Raw genomic sequence first — 22,539 nt, forward strand, 5'->3', positions numbered from 1 at the left:
GGAAGTGAGAGATTCATTTCAAAGCTAAAAGGATTTCTCTCCCTATTGTGGGCAGTAAAACTCCCATCTCAAAATTTGGCTGGAGCAAAGAAGTTAGGTGGGAGTTGGGCTGCTTGTAAATGCCCAATTGGTGAGGGCTGATTAAAGTTACACTTTATTATTTTATAGTTCTATTAAGAAGGAGTATGTGAAAAATATAATGGAGAAAAACATTCAACAAGAGAAAGATAAAGAAAAACCTGTTTTTTATGATCCGAAAGGAAGAAGAAACATAGCCTTTATTTCGTTTCTATGTATCTCAATAGTTAGTGTAGGTGTTGTATTTTATTTTTTCTTTCAAAGTATTTTTTCAACACCAGAAATTCCAAATATGAATACCGCTGTACAACAAGATAATAAACTTGTACCAATTAATCAAAAACTTAGTGATCAGCAGTTAAAGAAGGAAGAATTTAACCCAAATACCGAAACGAAGGATAATAAAAATTTGGTGAATCCGCCGAAGGATAGTAAACAACCTAAAGAAGTGTATGGTTTTTACGTAAACTGGGATGAAAATAGTACCGCTTCTTTAAAAGAAAATATCGATTCCTTAACTACGTTAGTACCAGAGTGGTATCATTTAAAAGCAGATTTAACGATTAGAAGTGAGATCAAACCTGAGATAGTAAAGTTGGCAGAAAAAAATCAAGTGAAGATTATGCCTTTGCTTACTAACTATACTGAGGAAGCTTCTGGTCCTGATAGTGGGCTAATTCATAAGTTACTGAATTCCTCAAATGATGTAAAGACAAAGTTTATTAATGATTTAGTAAGCCAAGTTAAAAAGAATCATTTTTCAGGAATTAATATTGACTTTGAGGCCGTACCTGAAAGTGATAGAGAAAACTTAACAAATTTTATGAAAGAACTTACTACGGAATTTCATGAACATGATTTGCTCGTTACACAAGATGTTCCAGCTAATGATAAGGCTTTTGATTATAGTGCGTTAGCAAAAATAATAGATCGAATGATTGTAATGATGTACGATGAGCACTATGGAGCCGGGGAACCAGGACCAATTGCTTCAAATAAATGGTTCCAACATACATTGAAAGAACTGAATATTCCGTCTAATAAGCTTATAGTTGCTTTCGGTAACTATGGATATGATTGGGAAGTAAATAGTAAAGAAGCTGCGAAATCATTAACTTTTTCAGAAGTTATGGCAATGGCTCAAGGTTCAAATATGAAAATTCAATGGGATAAGAGTAGTGGAAATCCTTATTTTAGATATAAAACAGGAGAGAAAGAACATACTGCTTGGTTCTTAGACAGTGTTACTCTCTATAATCAAGTGAAAATTGCAATGGAGAACAATGCAAAGGGCTTTGCATTATGGAGACTAGGAGCAGAAGACCCTACAATATGGAAAGTTTTAAAAAATCCTATTGAGGTACAAAAAAATCCTAATGTATTACATAAAATCAATAGTTTAGATGAAGTAAATTATTCTGGACAAGGTGAAATTTTACAGATTGAGAATGAAAGAAAAAATGGATTGAGAGATTTTAAAGTAGGCAAAGATGGTTATATTACAGATGAAGTATATCAATCCTTACCATCTGCATATGAAGTGCAACGATATGGAAAACCAAATGGGAAACAAGTAGTATTAACATTTGATGATGGACCAGACCCGAAATATACGCCAGAAATTTTAGATATATTAAAAGAGAATCAAATAAAAGCTGCTTTTTTTGTACTTGGTGAAAACGCACAACTAAATACTAGTATTGTAAAAAGAATATACGATGAAGGGCATGAAATTGGGAATCATACTTTCAAGCATCCTAACATAGCTGATACGTCTTTACTACGAACGAAAGTAGAACTTAATACGACGCAACGTTTAATTCAGGAAGTAACTGGACATTCTACGGTTTTATTTAGACCGCCATATGAAGCGGATGCTAACCCGGATTCATCAAATGAAATATTGCCTATTTTACGTGCACAAAATATGAACTATACAATGGTAGCGGAAAAAGTTGATCCCGAAGACTGGGCAACACCATCAACAAATGAATTAGTAAGACGTGCTCTTAATCCTATTTATAAGGGAGAGGGAAATATTATTCTTCTCCATGATGCGGGAGGGGATCGTACCCATACAGTAGAGGCGCTCCCAATCATTATTAAAGACTTAAAAAAGCATGGATATAGTTTTGTAACAATTTCAGATTTAATGAATAAAGAACGAGATGAAATTATGCCTCCTGTTTCTTCTGAGGGGAAGCAATATTTACTTTACAATAAAGCTGTCTTTTCAGGAGCTGGATATTTTAAGCATATATTAACAACTATTTTTTATATTGCTATTGGATTAGGGATTTTTCGATTTTTATTCTTAATTTATTTTGCATGGAAGCAGAAAAGAAAAACGTTATCTCGCTATATTAATTTGTCTTATCAACCTTTTGTTAGTGTTGTCATAGCGGCATATAATGAAGAAAAGGTGATAGCCAAGACGATTCACTCAATTTTGAATAGTAATTATAGAGAATTTGAAGTTATTGTTGTGGATGACGGATCGACAGATGGTACGTCAAAAGTAATGAAAGAAACATTTTATAAACACCCTAAAGTTCGTTTCATTCAGAAAGAAAACGGCGGGAAATCATCGGCAATGAACCTAGGGTTTCAACAATCGCGAGGAGAAATCATTGTCACTTTAGATGCGGATACTATTATTGCGCAAGATGCTATTTCTTTAATGGTTAGACACTTTGAAGATCAGAATGTAGCTGCAGTTTCAGGTAATGTCAAAGTGGGGAATAGACGGAATTTGTTAACTACTTGGCAACATGTTGAGTATATTACAGGGTTTAATTTAGAACGTAGAGCTTTTGATGAGTTAAATTGTATTACAGTCGTTCCAGGAGCTATTGGGGCGTGGCGCAAGAAGAATGTAGTTGAATCTGGATATTTAAGCGAAGATACATTAGCAGAAGATACGGATCTTACTATTACATTTTTACGTCAAGGGCATAGAATTGTATATGAAGAAAAAGCGCATGCTTTTACGGAATCACCTGAGGATGTGAAAAGTCTCATTAAACAGCGATATCGTTGGTCATATGGTACACTTCAATGTCTTTGGAAACATCGAAAAGCGTTGTGTAATTCAAAACATAAAACATTAGGGTTTATTGCACTGCCTAATATGTGGTTATTCCAATATGTTCTGCAATTCATTGCTCCTTTTGCAGATATATTAATGATTATAGGACTATTTAGTAGTAATCCGCTAAAAGTTTTAGGGTTTTATCTTGTATTCTTTTTAATGGATCTTCTCGCTTCTCTGTTCGCATTTAAATTAGAGGAAGAGAACCCAAAACCATTGGCATGGTTAATTTTACAACGTTTTATTTATCGTCAATTTATGACTTATGTTGTCATTAAATCTATATTCTCATCGCTTCGAGGAGTAGCGGTAGGGTGGAATAAACTAAAGAGACTGGGGAGTGTTAAACATTCCACGGAACATAAGGAGGCATCATAAAAGAGCAGACTATTTGCTCTTTTTTCATTGATTTTAGTTAGTTGAATGTAGAGTTGTAGCATAAAAACTGCTGCTTCTATAATGAGATTCCTATTCCTCATTAATGGTGAGACATTATGTTAAGCTAATCCTTTAGTTTCGGATTAAATTTTTTTTATATTTTTTTAAAATGACGGACACAAAAACGCATATACCTTCGAATTATATATATGGATAACATAAATATGTATATAAAAGGGGAGAAATAAGATGAAAGAAAAAAAAGAAATGTTTCAAGAAATCGCTGAGGTGTTAAAGGTATTGGCGCATCCAGTTCGTCTATCTTTAGTAAAAATAATGCTTGCAAAAGGTCCTACTAATGTAACAACAATGTATGGGGATTTACAAATGCCTCAAAGTACAATTAGTCAACATTTATCTAAACTAAAAGCTGCTAAAATGGTTACAGGTACTCGGAAAGGATTAGAAATTTATTATGAGGTAACTGACAATCGCACAAAATCAATATTAGCATGTTTAGTTTAAATAATGACTTCTATTTCAAAATAAAAAACGCTATTCTTTTCTATGATTTTACAGAGAGAATAGCGTTTTTTATTTTGAAGGAGTATCTTTTTATTAGCTTGATGGTGATATGGTATTATCTCTAAAATACAAAAATATTGATTTCGCTTTTATTCTTTCTCAGGAGTTTGAGCTCAAAAGGCCGACTATCACTTTGTTTCCAATGAACTGGACAGTGGAAGAACTTATATTTTTGAATAGAGGGCATTCTATGTTTTTGATATATTAATAGTTGGGGAACAAAAATAAGGGGGGATATAGAAATGGAATTATTTGATTACTATAAGCGAAAAGGAAAGATGAAACTGTTAATTGGGACGGGTATTTTTATTCTTGCTTTATGCGCTGTATATGAAGATTGGGGACATATTAATTGGGGGCAGTTTATCTTTTTTGTTATCGCTGCTTCTATCTTTTTTGGAATTGGATTTTGGCAGTTAAGAAAAGGAAAGTTGATACAAAAGAATATGATAAAAAGTAATGCAACATTTTGGGATGTTGATACTTTAGTTGTATTAGAATTACCTAAACGAAACAAGCAATTTGGTTTATATCATCCTGATGGTAAGTATATAGCAGGAACAAAGGTGGTTTCATCAAATATTCTTTTTTCAGTAATACCTTTTTTACATAATAAAGATGTTTACGGATTAGAAACGAGTAGCGGGGAAATTCTAGCTTATTTTCATACTGAAGTGGACGGATATGATTGGGTAATTTATGACTCGAATTATAACCAAATTGGTATGTTTAAAGAAAAAATGATACAAGGATTTACTATGATACGAGGTACTTTGATGACAGATAAAGCCACAAAATTGTCAGATGTAGAAGTTGAGTTTGATTTTATTCAAAGTACTCTCCGTACAATAGATGGACGTACATTAGCAATTGGTAAGCAGGGATATATGCCTATAGAATGGAGTGAAAGGTTTATGGGTTTAAATGTACCTACTATTACCTTAGGTTCTAATGCGTCTAATAATGAAAAAATTCTCGGTTTAGGGGTGCTTCTTTATAGCTTACGTACAATTGAGATTAGAAAAAGTAGAGCGAGCGTTTAATGAGGCGGAAGTAGTGTTTATATGCGAAACTTTATAGAAATCTCATTTTTCTAATTGTATCTTTTTAGATTGATGGATGTGGGGTCACGTCCATCAATCTAAGAAAACAAGTTAGCTAAAAAATGATGAAAATAAACTTTATAAAAATAAAAAATATGAATGTAGAGGATTAAACAAAGTATATAGTGCTTTTTTAGTCATGTAATCTTTTAATCTGATGATCTTTTCCCCATTCAAACAGATCATTCATTATTTGCATTAAAGATTTTCCGTATTCACTTATGGTGTACTCAACCTTTGGTGGTACTTCTTGATATACGGTACGATAGATAATCCCATCAGCTTCAAGTTGCCGAAGTTGTTGTGTAAGAACCTTTTGTGTAATGTTTGGGATTTCTCGTTTAATTTCATTTGTTCGCATTTTTCCATCCGATAAAATACATAAAATATGAACTTTCCATTTTCCACCGATTACATCGAGTGTTGTTGCAATTGGGCAATCATCATTTTGATTCATATAACACCTCCAAAGGTACTTCAAGGTTCCTATAGTACCTGAAAGTACGTACTTTTCAATTATATGTAACTCATTCATACTAATACGTAAAGGATTGATTAATTTATAAAGGGGCTGGAAAATGATGAGAACACTTGTAATTGTAGCACACCCTCATATTGAAAAATCAAAAATTAATAAAAGATGGATAGAAGAACTTGAGAAACATTCAGATGAAATTACGGTGCATGAATTATATAAGGTGGCACCCGATTGGGAGTTTAATATTGAAGAAGAGCAAAAGTTATTAGTAGAACATGACAGATATATATTTCAATTTCCGCTTTACTGGTACAGCACACCACCATTATTAAAAAAATGGTTCGATGATGTATTAACATATGGATTTGCGTACGGATCACAAGGAGATAAAGTGAAGGGGAAAGAATTTGGTGTAGCTATTTCTATAGGTGGATTAGAAAAAGACTATGAAAATAGTGGGATTACAATGGATGAGTTGACGAAACCATTCCAAGCTACATGCCTATATACAGGTATGGAATTTATACCTTCCTTTTATTTATATGGTGCAGAATATAAACTAAGTGATGAAGAGATTGATAAAAGTGCACCTGAGTATGTGCAATATGTAATGAACAAGAAGTATTCTAATATATAATGAAAAATAGCCATTTACTTGTGAAGTAAATGGCTATTTTATATTCTTCTTATATTCACTAAGTGTAATCTTTAGTAAATTAATAATTAATCTGGTAAAATAAAAAATCTAACATATATAAAGGGGAGTTTTACTTGAGAACGATGCGACAATTATTACAAAAGAGAGCAATGCAGTCACCAAATTTGGAAGCGCTTGTAGGAGGGAAGAAAAGATATTCGTTTCAGCAATATAATGAACGAGTAAATCAGCTTGCACATTATTTGTTACATAATGGTGTGCAAAGAGGAGATCGTATAGGAATACTATGCAAAAATAATCACCCATTTCCAAGCGTTATGATGGCAAGTTTAAAAATTGGAGCGGTATTTATTCCGCTAAATCATCAGCTTACTGTATATGAATTAGAAACGATTGTAAAAGAAGCGAAATTAAAAGTGTTAGTTATTGATGAAGAATTTAGTGAAGTGTTATTAAATGTTGATGCTGTTAAAGAAATTCCTTATGTAATTCAAACGACAAAAGAAGGTTTTGGTTCATTTGAATTAGAGCTGCAAAAACAGCCAACGACAGAACCGAACGTAGAAGTTCATGAAGAAGACGACGCCATTTACTTATTTACTTCAGGAACGACTGGACAGGCGAAAGCATGTGTAATTGGACATAAAAACTTACATCATTATTTTGCTGAAATTGCGGGACAAAGAGAAATCCCAGCAGGTGAACGCTTTTTATCTGTGCATCCATTGTTCCATATGAGTGGCGTGCTTTCTATTTTAAATTGTATTTATCATGGCGTTACGATGATTTTCTTAGCTGATTCGAATCCTACTCTTATTTGGGATAAGATTGAAGAAGAGAAAATTACTACGATGCTTGCGTTCCCTGCTGTTTATAGTTACATGCTTGATGAATTAAATAAAAAAGAACGTAATATTTCAACCTTTAAAGTAGCACAAAGCGGTGGTACAAAAGTGCCAGAAACACTCATTCAAAAATATATGGAAAAAGGAATATATATGGTGCAAGGTTATGGTAGTACAGAAGGTTGGGTTGTAACCTCATGGCATCCAATGATGGGAAAAGAAAAGATGTCTTCTGTAGGAAAGACCTTGAAAAATGTAGAGGTGAAAATTGTTCATCCGGAAACAGGACATGAACTAACAACAAATGAAGTTGGAGAGATTCATGTGAAAAGTCCATACATGTTTAAAGGATATTGGAATAATGAAAAGGCGACAAAGAAGGTAGTAAAAGATAATTGGTTTAACATGGGTGATGCTGGCATGATAGATGATGATGGATTCCTGCATATTATGGGAAGATATAAAGATGTTATTATACGCGGTGGTGACAACGTATATCCAGATCAGGTAGAAGATGTTATTCATGAAATACATGGTGTTTTAGAAGTTGCAGTAGTTGGAGTTCCGGATGATTTTTGGGGTGAGGTTCCAAGAGCTTATCTTGTGAAGGATGGCGAAACAACATTAACAGAAGAAAGTATTACTCAGTATTGTAAAGAGAAATTAGCAAGTTATAAAATACCAGAAGTAGTATTCATAGATGAGTTACCGAAAAACGCTTTAGGAAAAGTGTTGAAGAGGGAATTACGAGATGCAGTTCTTGTGAAATAGAAAATTATGAAACGATGGAGAACCCAGTTATGTATAAGGCATGACTGGGTTTTTATGTATCAAAAACATAATGATTTACTAGATTTTGTATTTTGTGTAATATAATAAAGAATATTCAAAAAACAATTGAGGGAAGAGATATAAATGAAGCTACCGCTATTACAGGTAGAGACAGAGAGACTGATGATCCGTCCGTTCCAAAATGATGATTATGAAAGTTGGTTAGATCAATTTTCTTATTGATTATAAAAATAAAGAAATGGACAAATAAGGGGAAAAGAAAATGAAGACTATAAACGTATTTCATTACGACGCATTTACGAATAAACCAAATAAGGGAAATCCAGCAGGTATTGTATTAGAAGCAGATGGATTAACGGAAGAGGAAATGCAAATTATTGCTGAAAAAGTTGGATATAACGAAACAACTTTTGTTCTTTCCTCAGAAGTAGGAGATATAAGAATGCGCTATTTTACACCTGGTTTTGAAATGGATTTATGTGGTCATGGGACAGTAGGGACGATATATGCCTTGCGCGAAAAAGGTTTATTAGAAGAGAAAAGTAACCTTACGATTGAAACGAAGGCTGGGATTTTACCGATACAAATAGGTGTAAATAAAAATGGAGAACCCTTTATTAAAATGAGACAGGCAGCACCTCAGTTTAAAGAATTTACAGGTTCAAAAGAAGAATTAGCTCATAGTATCGGTTTAGAAGTAAATGATTTAGATGTAAGTTTACCGATTGTATATGGAAGTACTGGTAATTGGACTGTAATTGTACCGATTAAAAATCTTAATGCATGTGAGAGAATGAAACCTAATAATGCTGCATTTCCATCAGTATTAAAAGAAATACCTAATGCTTCTATTCACCCAATTTGTCTAGAAACTTATGATGAACTAGCACAAATGCACGGCCGTCATTTTTCATCAGCTTACGCTGGGACGATTGAAGATCCAGTGACAGGAACAGCTTCAGGTGTAATGGGAGCGTATTATGCGGAGTATTTAGAGAAAGATTTTGAACATGAATTGGGTTTAATCGTTGAGCAAGGACAGGAAATAAATAAAGATGGTCGTGTAACTGTTTATGTAACGAAAGGGATAGAAAACGAAAAGTTACAAATAGATATTGCTGGAACAGCGGTGTATGTGAAAGAGTTTGAAATTTCGATATAAAGTGAAATTTTAATCAGTGGGGCTCTTACTGCCCAGTGAATAGCGGGATAAAAAGAAAGCCCGGAATACATCCGGACTTTTATTATCTGTTCAATACTTCAATGTACGAAGCATTTCCAGTTGTTCTTAAAGCGGAGCGGAAATTATTATTTTCTAACGCCACAGCAACTTGTTGTAATTGCTGTGCATCATCATGATGAATAAGTAAGCTGTCAGCACCGCTTTCTTCTATATGAATGTGTTCAATATTTCCAATGGCATCATGTACAGCTTTTAAAAATTCAGGTTTCATATGTGTCCTCCTATATGTATGTAACGTTGTAATTTAGTATTTCCTTATTTATGAAATATAAAAGTAAATGAAGGGAGAAATAAAATGAATATAAAGCAGTTTAACGAACATATAACATCACTATTTGGAGAGGACCTTCATAAATACGGCGATGATGAATATGGTTTTACTCATATAAGTAAAGATGAATTTCACAAAATCGGTTACACAACAAATTTGACATTAGAGACGATTGAAGAAGCGTATAAAAATGGAGTCGATATGATAGTTACACATCATGCACCATGGAGTTTTTTATTTGGTATGGAAGAGGCTTGTATTGAGAAATTGAAGCAATATGAAATGAATCATTTTTGGATTCACTTGCCGTTAGATTTTGTAAAGTTTGGCACGTGTACATCGTTATTTAACGGAATTGGGATAGATAAAATACTGGAATATTCCACGTATGAGGAAGAAGAACTACCGGGAATAGGAGAATATAAAGAAGCGATTCCTTTTTCAAACTTAGTTGGAAAACTTGAAGAAAAAATGGAAGAGAAAGTGAAGAGCTGGAGAAATCACGATAAACCAGTAAAACGGATTGCGATTTTAACCGGTGCAGGAAACAATACAAATTTGATTGAACGTGCATTAGAAAAAGGGTGTGACACGTACATAACAGGTGAAAAAACATTATATACAGTGCAACATGCGAAATTTAAAGGGATTAATTTAATTGTAGGCAGTCATACGTTTACAGAAGTGTTTGGTGTAGAAAGTTTGGCTCATAAATTACAAGACATAGACCCTGCAATAGAAATTATTAGAGTATATGAAGAGCATTTAGAGTGATAAAATCACGTTATCATAAATGAGATATGGAAGAAAGCCATTGTAATAAAATAAAATTGTTGTTTGTTATATTAGGATGGTTGGGAGGATTTCCCTTGCGTTTGTCAAATAATAGTAAAGTTGTCTTTTGAATTAAGGGAATCTTCCGAATTAAAGGGTGAGAGAATGGACATTTCAATAATCACTGCACAACTAGTTAAGGAAAAAGTTATTTCACATTATCCAAATAGCGTAAAAGCATTAAACGGGGGAACGGCAAGTACTATATATTTGTTAGATGAACAATACGTTGTAAAGTTGAATGAATCGGATGTCATACGTGAAGAAGCTTATTTTCTTCAGTTTTATAAAAAGGACGAATTATTTCCAAAGCTTTTATATAAGGAACCTTTAAATCGCTATATTGTTTACTCATTCCTTGAGGGCACAACTTCTTGCAAACTAGGCTATAAACGGAGTGTTCTTTGTAAACTTGTAAAAGAAGTTATCAATGAGTATGAAGTAGCTACAGAGGTTGATGGCTGGGGATGGAAAGAAAATCTCGTTCAATCTTGGAGTGAATTTTTAACAACAAATGTGATAGAAGCTCATGAAAATGTAAGGCGTTACATAAGTGAAGAAGAGTATAGAACGGTTCTTAAGTTAGCGAATAGGGACGCTGGAATAAATCAGCCATTTTTATTGCATGGTGATTTCGGATTTCATAATTTTATATTTCAAGAGAATAAACTGCACGGTGTAATTGATCCTTTACCAGTGTTAGGAGATCCTATATACGATTTAATTTACGCGTTTTGTTCGACTCCAGAAGATTTAACAAAAGAAACAATTCATTATGCGATGAAACAATGTGTATTTCATAAGAAAGCCCGTGATTTATATGAAGAAATAGTCATAGGCTTATATTTGCGTATAGATACATGTTTACGGCACCACCCGAAAGATTTAGAAGGTTACTTAGCAGCTTGGCGTTATTGGATGGGCGAAGTTAAGACGACTATATAGCACTAATATTTTTAGGGGAGATGGTGAGATGAATGTTGCAGAAGCGAAAAAGGATTTAGCAATAAAAACGAAGAGAGGCCTACCGATTATATTAGCCGGCGTTTTATTTTGGGTAGTTATGAGTATAACGGGATTTGTTCTTTCTGAAAAACAAGTAGTGTGGGTATATTTAATCGGTATGGGCTGTGTGTTTCCTTTTGGCTTAATGATAGCTGCTATATTGAAAATTGATATGTTTGCGAAAGGAAATCCGTTAGGGATTTTGGCTGGATTAATTGGTGGGATAAATGTATTGAATATTCCACTTGTATTACTTGCCTATTTTCAATTTCCAGAATGGTTACCTTTTGTAGTAGCAATGTTAATAGGTGTTCATTTTATCCCGTACGTATGGATTTATGAAAGTAAAAGTTATGGTTTATTGTCGGTAGGGACTGTATTTGTAACGTCAGTTTGCGGGATTCTTTTTGCAGAAAAAGTATTTACTGTAATTCCATTATCGGTTACAGTTGTCTATTTACTTACTTTTATAAGTTTAATGATTGAAAATAAAAAAGCAGATCATTATCAACAAAAGTCAGCTTAATAAAAATATAGGGATAGGGGAAATTATGATGAAAAATTTCGTTTGTACAACGTGTGGCGTGCAGTATGCAGCGAGTGTAGAAGAACCGGTGAGTTGTCATATTTGTGATGAAGAGAGGCAATATGTGAATCCAAAAGGACAATCTTGGACGACACTAGAAAGCTTACAAATTGGTGATACATATAAAAATGAAATAATCGAAGAGGAAAATGGACTTTATAGTATTACGACAAAACCAGGATTTGCGATCGGTCAAACGGCATTTGTAGTGAAAACAGAGTCATATCGTTTACTGTGGGACTGTATTACGTATTTAGATGAAACGACAATTATGAAAATAAAAGAGCTTGGCGAATTAGATGCGATTGCATTGTCTCATCCTCATTATTATTCAACGCAAGTAGAATGGGCAGAGACATTTGATGTACCAATTTATATACATGAAGATGATAAAGAGTGGGTGATGCGTCCGAGTAGTCGTATTATTTATTGGTCTGGTGAGTCTTTACAATTAGCTGATGGATTAGTCATTCATCGTTTAGGGGGACATTTTAAAGGTGGATCTGTCTTACATTGGGAAGAAGGTAATGACGGAAAAGGAATTTTGTTAACAGGTGATATTATTCAAGTTGTAGCAGATGAGCGGTGGGTAAGCTTCATGTACAGCTATCCAAACTTAATTCCACTACCAGCGAGAAAAGTGGAAGAAATGGTGAATCGAGTGAAGCCGTTACAGTTTAATCGTTTATACAACGCTTTTCATCGAGTAGTAAAAGAAAATGCAAATGAAGCAGTTGAACGTTCTGCTGAAAGATATATTGGAGCATTAGAAGGTAAATTATTTCATACGTAAAAAGGGGAGCAAGCCTAATGAAAACGTTAGTATGTTTTGGCGATAGCATTACAGCTGATGAGACGTTTTTTGATGGAACACCGAGATTAACGCCAAGGTTACAAGCAATGTTTCCAAATTGGAAAGTAGTGAATGCAGGTGTTCCAGGGGATAATACATTTGATGCGTTAAATAGGATTGAAGAAGATGTAATATCATATAAACCAGATTTCGTAACAGTTTTTCTTGGTACGAATGATGCAGTTTCTTTTTCTCAAGTGTCATTACAAGCATATAAAGAAAACTTAGAGAAGATTGTGAACCAGGTTTCCTCAGATAAAATACTACTTATTAGTCCTGCACCAGTTGATGAAGAAAGACAGTACAATAGAACCAATAAAGTGCTCGGTCAGTATACAGACGTAGTAGAGGAAGTGGCGAGGGAAACAGGAAGTTATTTTCTAAATGTATATGCTGAAATGATTCAAGAACGGGATTATAAAAGGTTTGTAGAAAATGATGAAAAAGATGGGTTACACTTTGGGCCAGAAGGTTATGAGTATGTAGCGAAGTTAATTGGTGAAAAGTTAAAAGGGATTTTATAAGGAGCAAAGCACTTAGTGCTTTGCTTTTTCGTATTTCTTTCGCAGTCCATAAACTTAATGATCGCTGTAATTTGGACAGATATTTTGCGTTTTTATCCCGCATTAACTGTCCGTAAACGCCCCATTAGTGAGGGCTAATAATCAGTGGGGGATGAACAAAAACCCCACTGATTAAAGTTTCACTTTATGTGCTTAAAAGGCGAGTTCTGTTTTAAAGTAATATAAATTTATTTTTAAAAATTTATATTTCGTAGTTGAAAATCAATAAAGGTGTAACTATAATAGTTACAGTGAGTTTGTTATTTTGAAATGTACACATTGAATTACAAGAATGAAGGGAGTTTTTATGTAAATCAAAAAGTTATAAAAATCTATTAATTTTTATAATAAGATAAAATGCTTTTCGGTTCATACACATTATGAAATATGTTATTTCTAATAGAAAACTAGAGGTGGAAAAATGAAAAATTTTAAAGGTATGTTGATATCATCACTTGCAATTACAACTTTTGCTGGGGTAGGTACGACATTTGTAACAAATACAGTACATGCTGCTAATGACGATTCTAGTAAAATACAAGTTCGTTCTAATAAGAGTATAAATACAACAACTGGCTCGAGATTCCCTGTATTATCATCAGTCAATCCTTATGATGAACCTAGATTTTCGAGACAGGGATATCTTGAAGAGGCACCTTTAGGAATTAATGCTCCTTATGCTTGGGGAATTAAAGGAGGGAATGGTCAGGGGGCAACTTTTGTAGATTTGGAAGAAGGCTGGTTATTAAATCATGAAGATTTAGTCGGTCAAAATATTGAATTTATGTCTGGAAAAATGAGTAATGATCTTTCTCATGGTACTTCAGTTCTAGGTGTTGTTTCTGCAGCTGACAATGGGATTGGGAACATTGGAATTGCACCAAAAGCAAAGGCAAAAGTAATTTCAGTGATCCGAGACAATGGGAGAATTGATGTAAGAGATGCTATTTTAAGTGCCGTAGATTCTTTACAGGCTGGAGATGTTTTATTAATAGAAGAATCCTTTAAATATGATGGATATGGAGATGACCCTTTACCAGTAGAAGTATACCCGAGTATATTTAACGCAATTCGCAAAGGTACAGATAAAGGCATTATTATTGTAGAAGCAGCTGGTAATGGTGGGATTGATTTAGATGAATTTAAAGACCGTAATGGTAAACAGATTTTAAATCGAAACAGTCAAGACTTTAAAGATTCAGGAGCTATTATAGTGGGAGCATCTACTGCAAGAGTTCCTCATAAACGTTTAGCTTTCTCTAACTATGGTAGTAGAATTGATGTATATGGTTGGGGAGAGTATGTTGATACATTAGATACATATCAAAATCAAAATAGTAAAGGACAAAAAGTTACAGATCAGAACATAACTAATCGTTATACTTCTAATTTCCGTGGTACTTCTAGCGCTTCGCCTATAATTGCTGGGGCTGCTGTATCGATTCAAGGGATTGCTAAAGAACATTTAGGTAAGGCATATACACCAAAAGAATTGAGAGCAATTTTAAGTAATCCTAATACAGGCACAAAGTCTAATAACCCATCATCTGATAAAATAGGGGTTTTACCAGATTTAAAAGCAATTTTGTCTAACCTTGGATTTCATAGTGATTTGACTACCAATGATCCTATGGTATTTCCAGATAACGTAGAAAAAAATGAAGGAAAAGAAAATTCAACTTTCGTATTTCCAGGTGAAGAAACAAAAAGAACAGGTGATAAAAATTCAACTGTAACCTTCCCAGAAGAAGATTTAAAACAGGAGGAAAAAGAAGAGGGATTAATTGTTTTTCCTGATTAATAAAAAAATACTACCTTCCATTTGGAGGTAGTATTTTTTATTTCTTGTCATTAACAAGCAGGCATGAAATTTGTATTTGTTTATCTTTTATAATGGATTTAACTAAAAAAATCGAATATTTGACTGTTAATTTACTTTTTTGTCTCAATCAATTACATGAATCAATCTAGAAATGCTTGCTGTAATGCTTTCAGTCCATCGCTGTAAATACCATGAAACAGATTTATTGCCTCTTCATCACTAACCTCAACAGGAGTGAACGTACCAGACCACTCTACTAACGATGTGTTACTTTCAGTACCTTCTTTAACCTGGATTGTAGATAAATAATTAGTGACTGGGAACGGTGCATTCATGATTGAATACGTGTAGTAGCGCTCTTTATCATTGAATACTTCTAATCGTTCTATAATTGTATCGCCATCTGGATTAGCTAGATGACGTACACGACCGCCTTCAGTTAATTTACTGCTAGGTATATAAGGTAACCAGTCTGGAAGGGAGTTGAAACCTCCGATTAATTGCCATACTTGTTCAGGTGAAGAAAAAATTTCCATAGATGTAGTAGTATGTGCCATGTTCATTACGCTCCTTTTTATCTCGATATTTGCGAGCAAATAATCAGTGGGGATGACCCCACTCATTAAGGTTTCAAATTATTTTACGTTGATTGGTAGTGGTGCATTAGGTGCTACTAGTTTTTGTTCGCGCATTTCTTCCCAGAATGCTGCTGGAATTACTGTATTTAAGGCATTTTGGTCTTCTACAATGCGTTCCGGTTTACTTGCACCAGGAACAACAGCAGCAACTGCTGGATTGGCTAGTGAAAATTGTAATGCAGCAGCTTTGATGCTGATTTCGTGACGATCTGCAAGAGCTTTGATTTTCTCAACTTTTGCAATAATTTCTGGCGATGCTTTTTGATATTCGAAGTGAGCGCCTCCAGCAAGAATACCTGAGCTATATGGGCCACCAACAACAATATCCATATTATGCTTTACAGATGCAGGCATTACTCGTTGCAATGCACGTTCGTGGTCTAATAATGAATAGCGACCAGCTAATAAGGATATATTTGGTTTCGCTTCTTCTAAATCAAGCATAAGTTCAATTGATTCTACTTTGTTTACTCCAAGCCCCCAGCCTTTAATGACTCCTTCTTCACGTAAACGTGTTAGCGCACGGAATGCTCCTGTTCGAGCAATTTCAAATTGTGAAATCCACGCATCACCATAAAAGTCTTGTGCTAAATCATGAATGAAAACAAAGTCTAGACGATCTGTTTTTAAACGTTTCAAACTTTGCTCGATAGAACGAAGTGTTGCATCTGCGCTATAGTCATTGATCATTTTATTTTTGCGACCAAATTCGAAAAGTCCGCCTTTTTCACCTAAATCACGTGCAGATGGATCTTCTAATTCATCCGAAATAGTTCGACCTACTTTCGTACTTAAAAAGTAATCATCACGATTTCTTTTTGATAGTGCTTCACCAAGACGAATCTCCGCTAAGCCAGATCCATAAAGTGGAGCTGTATCAAAGTAACGAACGCCATTCTCCCAAGCAGCATCCACTGTAGCGATTGCTTCTTCTTCAGGAATATTACGGTACATGTTTCCTAGTGGTGCTGTACCAAAACCGATTTTTTCTTTTAGTAATTTACTCATTATAGATATCCTCCTAAAATGTATTTAAAAATGAATTCATCATTGTAAATGGATGTGAAAATGAAAACATGTCATTTCATCGTCTGACAAAATGTATGATAAAAATACTCACTTTAAAGTACGGGTACCAAAAGGTTATTTCTAATACTGCATGACTTACTCAACTCTTACAAATGCTATTATGAAATGTATTTTACATAATGAAAAGTACGTACTTTAAAGTGATATAGATACTAAAAAGTAATACAGGTACTTTTTGGTGCCGTACTACTCATCTGCTGTTTACGTATGCTATTATGAAACATGTTTAATACAATAAAAAGTACGTACTTTAAGGTGCTATAGATACTTAAAAGTAATATTTAAATATTTTAGCTTATTTGTCTTATAAAATTATTAAAGGAGATTTTTATATGAAAACATACAATATTCCTGTAGAGGCAACTTTAGAGGTTATCGGTGGAAAGTGGAAAGTAGTTATCCTTTGTCATTTAAAGAAAGACAAAAAGAGAACGTGCGAATTAAAACAATTAATGTCTGGTATTACACAAAAGATGTTAACGCAACAATTACGTGAATTAGAAGAAGATGGTGTAATCGAGAGAAAAGTGTATAACCAAGTGCCGCCAAAAGTAGAGTATTCGTTAACCGAATACGGTCATTCTTTAGATGCTATACTCGATTCTCTTTGTAACTGGGGAGAAAATCATCTTGAAAAGAATGGTAACACGTCTATGCTTATAACAGCAGCTAAATAAAGAAAGAAAAAACGAACGAGAATATGTTCGTTTTTTCTTTTTGTATAGAGGGAGATTTTTAAGCAGCATAATTACTTTTTTGTAATATAGGTACTTTTTTGTGCTGTAGGAACTAAAATGTGCCGTATAGAAAATTATTTATTTTTACGTAACAATAGAGAAGGAATTTATAAAAAAGGAGAGGAGATCGCGTGAAACAATATAATATACCTATAGAAGCAACTTTAGAAATTATCGGGGGAAAGTGGAAGGTCGTTATTTTATGTCACTTAACAAAAGGGAAGAAGCGAACGAGTGAGTTACAACGTTTGATGCCTGAAATTTCTGTTAGAATGTTAACGCAGCAACTACGTGAGCTGGAAGAAGATGGTGTGATTACACGTGAAATTTACAAAGAAATTCCCCCTCGAGTAGAATACTCCCTAACCGATTATGGGTGGTCTTTACAAAATGTATTAAATCAATTAACCGCGTGGGGAGAACGATGCATAGATAGAAAAAACACAGAAGTTAAGTGAAATCTCTATATGTAATATTGAAAACACCACCTAATGACGAGGTGGTGTTTTTCGTTTTAAAACTTTAGAAAGTTGTTATGATGAAAAGTAAAATTTTTGAGGACCTGTTTCAGTCATAGGTACTTAAAAGTGCCTACATCACTTTAAAGTACGTACTATGCTTCATAATATAACCGTTTTATAATGACACTCGTAGCAAGAAGTCATAAAGATTTTAAGCTATGTTCAAAAAGACTTATTAACTAGTATAGTTTTTTGTTCAATTTTTTAGTAGGAGATGTTTTTATGGTTGAAGAACTTTTTTATAAAAAAATACTCAAAAATCTTTTTTCAGATCCAGTTCAAATTACACTTTGGAATGGAGAAACAATACAATATGGCGAAGGGGAACCTCAATTTCATCTAACATTCCATAAGCCACTTTCAAAAAAAGAAATCGCTAAGGATCCTTCTATTGCATTCGGTGAAGCATATATGAATGGGGATCTTGAAATAGAGGGTAACCTTGAAAAAGCAATTCAATCTATTTATAAAAGGCAGGATAGCTTTTTAGGTGATAGTAAGTTGCAATATTTCAAAAGTAAATGGAATTTCTCAAAACAAAAAAATAAAGATGATATTGCTCATCATTATGATATTGGGAACGATTTCTATAAATTATGGCTTGATGAAACAATGACATATTCTTGTGCATATTTCCAAAATGAGCAAGATTCTTTAACGACAGCGCAGCATAATAAAGTGAATCATATTTTGAAAAAGTTGAACCTTCAAAAAGGTGATACGCTATTAGATATCGGTTGCGGGTGGGGTGAACTCATTACAGCTGCCGCTAAACAGTACGGTGTGAAAGCGATGGGAGTAACGTTAAGTGAGGAACAATATGCTAAGACTTCTGAGCGAATTAAACAAGAGGGACTTACGGATTTAGTTGAAGTATCTTTACTTGATTACCGCGATATTAAGAATCATAAATTTGATAAAATTGTTAGTGTAGGTATGATCGAACATGTTGGAAAAGACAACATTACGCAATACTTTGAAACAGTTAACAAACTACTAAATGATGGCGGGATTTCTCTGCTGCATTGCATTACTTCTCCGGCTAATGGTGGTGCTACGAATGGTTGGATTGAAAAATATATATTCCCTGGTGGGTATGTTCCTGCTGTGAACGAATTAATCACGAACATGACAAACGAACAATTTTTCATTGTGGATGTAGAAAGCTTACGTAGACATTACGGAAAAACATTACAACATTGGGCTCGAAATTTTGAAAACGTACTAGAGGAAGTTCGTAAAACGAAAGATGAGCGATTTATCCGCATGTGGCGTTTATATTTAAATGCATGTGCAGCTTCGTTCTTTACAGGCAATATTGATTTACATCAATTTGTATTTACAAAAGGGATTAATGATACAATTCCGATGACACGTTCTTATATGTATGAATAAGAGCATGTAACCAAGTAGCTCTCAAGTCATTGAGTATAAATAAAATGATGATAGGATATAAGTCTATAACGTAAAGTCGAGATGGGAATCAGAAAATGATTTCTATCTCGACTTTTTGATATATAATTTTAAAATTAAAACTATATACTTTTAAAGATAAAAATATATAATAAATGTAGAAACGAAAATTTATGAGCAAGGAAGTTGAAGAACATGACATTAACAATGGGCTTTATTGGATTTGGAAAATCAGCTAACCGCTATCACCTACCTTATCTAAAGACACGTAATAATATAAAAGTAAAAACAATTTTTGTACGTCAAATAAATGAAAAATTAGCGGCTCCATATGAGGAAAAAGGTGTTTACTTCACTACTGATTTAGACGAATTGTTGAATGACAAAGAAATTCAAGTTGTGACGATTTGTACGCCAGCACATACGCATTATGAATTAGCAAAAAAAGTTATATTAGCCGGAAAATCAGTTATCGTTGAGAAACCATTTTGCGATACAGTAGAACATGCGAAAGAATTATTAGCTTTAGGACGAGAGAAAGGTGTAGTCGTTATGCCTTATCAAAACCGTCGTTTTGATGGTGATTTTTTAGCTGTAAAGCAAGTAGTTGAACAAGGATTCCTTGGCGATATTATTGAGATTGAATCACATATTGATTATTTCCGTCCTGGTTCAATCACTCATGAAGCTCCAAAAGAAGAAGGTTCATTTTATAGTTTAGGTATTCATACGATGGACCGCATGATTTCACTATTCGGCCGTCCAGATACGGTGACATACGATATTCGTAATAATGAAATGGACGGTGCGGTTGATAACTATTTCGATGTTGGTTTACATTACGGAAATCAGTTGAAGATTAAGTTGAAAACGAACCATGTCGTAGCGAAAGATTATCCACGCTTTATCGTTCATGGAACAAATGGATCATTTATTAAATATGGTGAAGATCAGCAGGAAAATGATTTGAAAGCGGGTATTATGCCTGAGAGTGCAGGATTTGGTGAAGATTCACCGATGTATTATGGAATTGCTAAATATCGTAATGCAAATGGTGACTGGATTGAAAAACAAATTAAAACGCCGCTTGGTGATTACGGTCGTTTCTATGATGCAGCGTATAACACAATTGTAAATGGTGCACCAAAACTTGTGAAAGATGAAGAAGCAGTAACGAATATTGAAATCTTGGAAAACGGATTTGCTGCCCCATCACCTTCAGTTTACAAACTTGAGGCTTTACATTTGAATGAATAGAAGAGGGTTTGCAGTATAAAGGAGGTATGGAAATGGCAAGCGGATCAACACAAGTAAAATACCTCGGCATTTATCAAAAGATTAAACAGCAAATTTTAGACGGTGAATATAAAATCAACGAAAAAATTCCGAGTAGCTCCGTCCTTGCTGAAGAATTCGATGTTTCAGCACTTACGATTAAAAAAGCGCTGGATCTATTAGTAAGAGACGGCTACATTATCCGCCGGCGCGGAAGTGGAACCGTGGTACAAGATTGGCATCAGCAGGAAAAGGCACGAATGATTCAAACTTTAACAGGTACGAAAGCTGTTTACGGTAGTGAGGTAGAAAGTAAAATTATCGAGTTTGCGATTGTAGGTGCTGATGAAGTAGTTGCTGAGAAATTGGGAGTTTCAATTGGTGATTTCGTCTATAAAATCATTCGCCTTCGCATCATTCACAGCATTCCGACGATTATGGAGCATACATGGATGCCAATTTCGGTTATCCCAGGTGTTGAGGCTTCTGTTTTAGAGGAGTCGATATACTCACATATTCAAAATAAACTTGGTCTTGAAGTAGGGACATCTGTTGTCAGGGTTAAAGGAATTCGCCCAGATGATAGGGAAAAGCAGTTTATGAACTTAACAAATCAGGATTTCCTAATGCGAGTTGAGCAAGTAGCTTACTTAACGGATGGACGAACTTTTGAATATTCTTACGCAGATCATTTACCGGAAACCTTTGAGTTTGAAACAGTCATTACGGCAAAAAATTATAAAGAGACATAAAAAACGGTTGAGGCAAGTATTGTCTCAACCTATTTTATGTCTTCTACAGTTATGATTCATCAGCAGTAATCAGCATGGATGTGTTCCCGGTTTTTTCAAGGTGAACTTCTCCCCAGGAACAGAGGGAATCAAGTATAGCTCCTAAAGACGAACCGTAATCCGTTAAAGAGTACTCTACTTTCGGTGGTACTTGGTCATATACTTTCCTTTGGATTACACCATCTTCTTCTAGTTCCCGTAATTGTTGCGTTAACATTTTTTGCGTAATACCAGGCATTAAACGTTTTAATTCACTCGTTCTTTTTGTTCCTTTTTTTAAATGACAAAGGATAACAACCTTCCACTTCCCACCAATAACTTCTAAAGTCGCTTCTACAGGAATATTATATGTCTTCATAAAAAAACTCCTTTGATGAATTTAGAATACAGTTGTGAGCCTATATCCGTTGTAATACTAAAATTATTTCTTTTTAGTACCTATACCACTTTAAAGTGCGTACTATTTATTGTGCTAAATATCGGTCATAATAACCGATGTAAGAGAGAAATAAGCAGAATGGCACTTGAAAATGCATATGTTACTTTTTAGTACCTATAACACTTTAAAGTACGTACTTTTTATTAGGATGAATATAATCCATAATAGCACTTGTAAGCAAGAAATGCGTGAAATGTGCTTTGAAGGAGCCATCATGCTATGGAGAATTTTACATGAGAATAATTTGTTGTGTTATTAAAATTAATCCAAGACTTAACAGTTGATTAATTGAACTGTAAAGTTTAAAATTACAGTAAGATTTTTAAAAGTGAGATGTTAACGTCTGTAAAATGTAGCATGAATAATAGAGATAAATGAAACATTGCTGAATAACTAACATTATGTGAATTTGATTCTAAACTGTAATTTTTTTTAATACATTTCAATAAGC

Annotated in this window: 22 protein-coding genes and 1 pseudogene; 18 read left to right on the plus strand and 5 right to left on the minus strand. The window is 34.1% G+C overall.

The genetic code is table 11. The annotated features are described in order from the left end of the window. The first annotated feature begins 199 nt into the window (after positions 1-199). From DN404_RS07030 to DN404_RS07040, 3 genes are all read left to right on the plus strand, one after another. Positions 200-3,547, plus strand: a complete 3,348-nt coding sequence (locus tag DN404_RS07030; RefSeq protein ID WP_149214937.1) for a trifunctional glycoside hydrolase family 18/polysaccharide deacetylase/glycosyltransferase family 2 protein — start codon at positions 200-202, stop codon at positions 3,545-3,547. Positions 3,548-3,796: 249 nt separating this feature from the next. After that, positions 3,797-4,072, plus strand: coding sequence for an ArsR/SmtB family transcription factor (locus tag DN404_RS07035; RefSeq protein WP_000660066.1), 276 nt, complete (start codon positions 3,797-3,799; stop codon positions 4,070-4,072). Positions 4,073-4,374: 302 nt separating this feature from the next. After that, a complete protein-coding gene (locus DN404_RS07040) occupies positions 4,375-5,175 on the plus strand; it encodes a hypothetical protein (protein ID WP_006924244.1) in 801 nt (266 codons plus the stop codon). A 193-nt stretch (positions 5,176-5,368) separates the two neighbouring features. On the opposite strand, the gene DN404_RS07045 is transcribed toward DN404_RS07040, so the two are convergent. After that, entirely contained in the window at positions 5,369-5,692 is a 324-nt protein-coding gene (locus DN404_RS07045) for a winged helix-turn-helix transcriptional regulator (protein ID WP_001072958.1), read from the minus strand. A 124-nt stretch (positions 5,693-5,816) separates the two neighbouring features. Between DN404_RS07045 and DN404_RS07050 the strand changes: the two genes are divergently transcribed. The 4 genes and pseudogenes from DN404_RS07050 (at position 5,817) to DN404_RS07060 (ending at position 9,170) form a co-directional block, all read left to right on the plus strand. After that, on the plus strand, positions 5,817-6,350 hold the full coding sequence (locus DN404_RS07050) for an NAD(P)H-dependent oxidoreductase (protein WP_016123075.1): 534 nt from the start codon (positions 5,817-5,819) through the stop codon (positions 6,348-6,350). A gap of 143 nt (positions 6,351-6,493) precedes the next feature. Next, positions 6,494-7,987, plus strand: coding sequence for a class I adenylate-forming enzyme family protein (locus DN404_RS07055; protein ID WP_094194628.1), 1,494 nt, complete (start codon positions 6,494-6,496; stop codon positions 7,985-7,987). Positions 7,988-8,131: 144 nt separating this feature from the next. Beyond that, positions 8,132-8,224: pseudogene (locus tag DN404_RS30735) on the plus strand (GNAT family N-acetyltransferase); the annotation flags it as partial. 46 nt (positions 8,225-8,270) lie between these two features. Beyond that, positions 8,271-9,170, plus strand: coding sequence for a PhzF family phenazine biosynthesis isomerase (locus DN404_RS07060; protein WP_006924229.1), 900 nt, complete (start codon positions 8,271-8,273; stop codon positions 9,168-9,170). An 82-nt stretch (positions 9,171-9,252) separates the two neighbouring features. Here the strand turns inward: DN404_RS07060 and DN404_RS07065 are convergent, their stop codons facing one another. Further along, positions 9,253-9,462: a hypothetical protein gene (locus DN404_RS07065; RefSeq protein ID WP_000801642.1), complete on the minus strand. Its 210-nt coding sequence runs from the start codon at positions 9,460-9,462 to the stop codon at positions 9,253-9,255. An 84-nt stretch (positions 9,463-9,546) separates the two neighbouring features. Between DN404_RS07065 and DN404_RS07070 the strand changes: the two genes are divergently transcribed. The 6 genes from DN404_RS07070 to DN404_RS07095 all read left to right on the plus strand — a co-directional run bounded on the left by DN404_RS07070 (position 9,547) and on the right by DN404_RS07095 (position 15,164). After that, the gene (locus tag DN404_RS07070; protein ID WP_006924228.1) at positions 9,547-10,296 is read left to right on the plus strand and encodes a Nif3-like dinuclear metal center hexameric protein; all 750 of its coding nucleotides are present in this window, start codon (positions 9,547-9,549) and stop codon (positions 10,294-10,296) included. A 165-nt stretch (positions 10,297-10,461) separates the two neighbouring features. Then, the gene (locus DN404_RS07075) at positions 10,462-11,301 is read left to right on the plus strand and encodes a phosphotransferase (protein WP_069604223.1); all 840 of its coding nucleotides are present in this window, start codon (positions 10,462-10,464) and stop codon (positions 11,299-11,301) included. A gap of 28 nt (positions 11,302-11,329) precedes the next feature. After that, a complete protein-coding gene (locus tag DN404_RS07080) occupies positions 11,330-11,887 on the plus strand; it encodes a DUF7010 family protein (protein WP_149214891.1) in 558 nt (185 codons plus the stop codon). Between the two features lie 25 nt (positions 11,888-11,912). Then, entirely contained in the window at positions 11,913-12,740 is an 828-nt protein-coding gene (locus tag DN404_RS07085; protein WP_012593290.1) for an MBL fold metallo-hydrolase, read from the plus strand. A 17-nt stretch (positions 12,741-12,757) separates the two neighbouring features. Further along, a complete protein-coding gene (locus DN404_RS07090) occupies positions 12,758-13,324 on the plus strand; it encodes an SGNH/GDSL hydrolase family protein (RefSeq protein WP_016098750.1) in 567 nt (188 codons plus the stop codon). A 460-nt stretch (positions 13,325-13,784) separates the two neighbouring features. Beyond that, complete coding sequence (locus DN404_RS07095; protein ID WP_000787685.1) at positions 13,785-15,164, plus strand: S8 family peptidase; 1,380 nt, start codon at positions 13,785-13,787, stop codon at positions 15,162-15,164. 161 nt (positions 15,165-15,325) lie between these two features. Here DN404_RS07095 and DN404_RS07100 read toward each other — a convergent pair whose 3' ends face one another. Both DN404_RS07100 and DN404_RS07105 read right to left on the minus strand, forming a co-directional pair. Then, positions 15,326-15,742, minus strand: coding sequence for an SRPBCC family protein (locus DN404_RS07100; RefSeq protein ID WP_000951538.1), 417 nt, complete (start codon positions 15,740-15,742; stop codon positions 15,326-15,328). Positions 15,743-15,820: 78 nt separating this feature from the next. Beyond that, positions 15,821-16,831, minus strand: a complete 1,011-nt coding sequence (locus tag DN404_RS07105) for an aldo/keto reductase (RefSeq protein ID WP_000040527.1) — start codon at positions 16,829-16,831, stop codon at positions 15,821-15,823. Between the two features lie 413 nt (positions 16,832-17,244). On the opposite strand from DN404_RS07105, the gene DN404_RS07110 reads away from it, so the two are divergent. From DN404_RS07110 to DN404_RS07130, 5 genes are all read left to right on the plus strand, one after another. Next, positions 17,245-17,589 carry a winged helix-turn-helix transcriptional regulator gene (locus DN404_RS07110; protein WP_016123069.1) on the plus strand — a complete coding sequence of 115 codons (345 nt, stop codon included), beginning with the start codon at positions 17,245-17,247 and terminating at the stop codon, positions 17,587-17,589. Between the two features lie 191 nt (positions 17,590-17,780). After that, positions 17,781-18,107: a winged helix-turn-helix transcriptional regulator gene (locus DN404_RS07115; protein WP_006924211.1), complete on the plus strand. Its 327-nt coding sequence runs from the start codon at positions 17,781-17,783 to the stop codon at positions 18,105-18,107. A gap of 285 nt (positions 18,108-18,392) precedes the next feature. Further along, entirely contained in the window at positions 18,393-19,565 is a 1,173-nt protein-coding gene (locus DN404_RS07120; protein WP_149214892.1) for a cyclopropane-fatty-acyl-phospholipid synthase, read from the plus strand. Between the two features lie 213 nt (positions 19,566-19,778). Next, positions 19,779-20,840: an oxidoreductase gene (locus tag DN404_RS07125; RefSeq protein ID WP_016123067.1), complete on the plus strand. Its 1,062-nt coding sequence runs from the start codon at positions 19,779-19,781 to the stop codon at positions 20,838-20,840. Between the two features lie 32 nt (positions 20,841-20,872). Beyond that, a complete protein-coding gene (locus DN404_RS07130) occupies positions 20,873-21,610 on the plus strand; it encodes a GntR family transcriptional regulator (RefSeq protein ID WP_016123066.1) in 738 nt (245 codons plus the stop codon). Positions 21,611-21,659: 49 nt separating this feature from the next. On the opposite strand, the gene DN404_RS07135 is transcribed toward DN404_RS07130, so the two are convergent. Further along, entirely contained in the window at positions 21,660-22,007 is a 348-nt protein-coding gene (locus DN404_RS07135) for a winged helix-turn-helix transcriptional regulator (protein WP_000860832.1), read from the minus strand. Between the last annotated feature and the right edge of the window lie 532 nt (positions 22,008-22,539).

This window comes from Bacillus sp. TE8-1 (assembly GCF_008368855.1).
GTDB classification, from domain to species: Bacteria; Bacillota; Bacilli; order Bacillales; family Bacillaceae_G; genus Bacillus_A; species Bacillus_A cereus.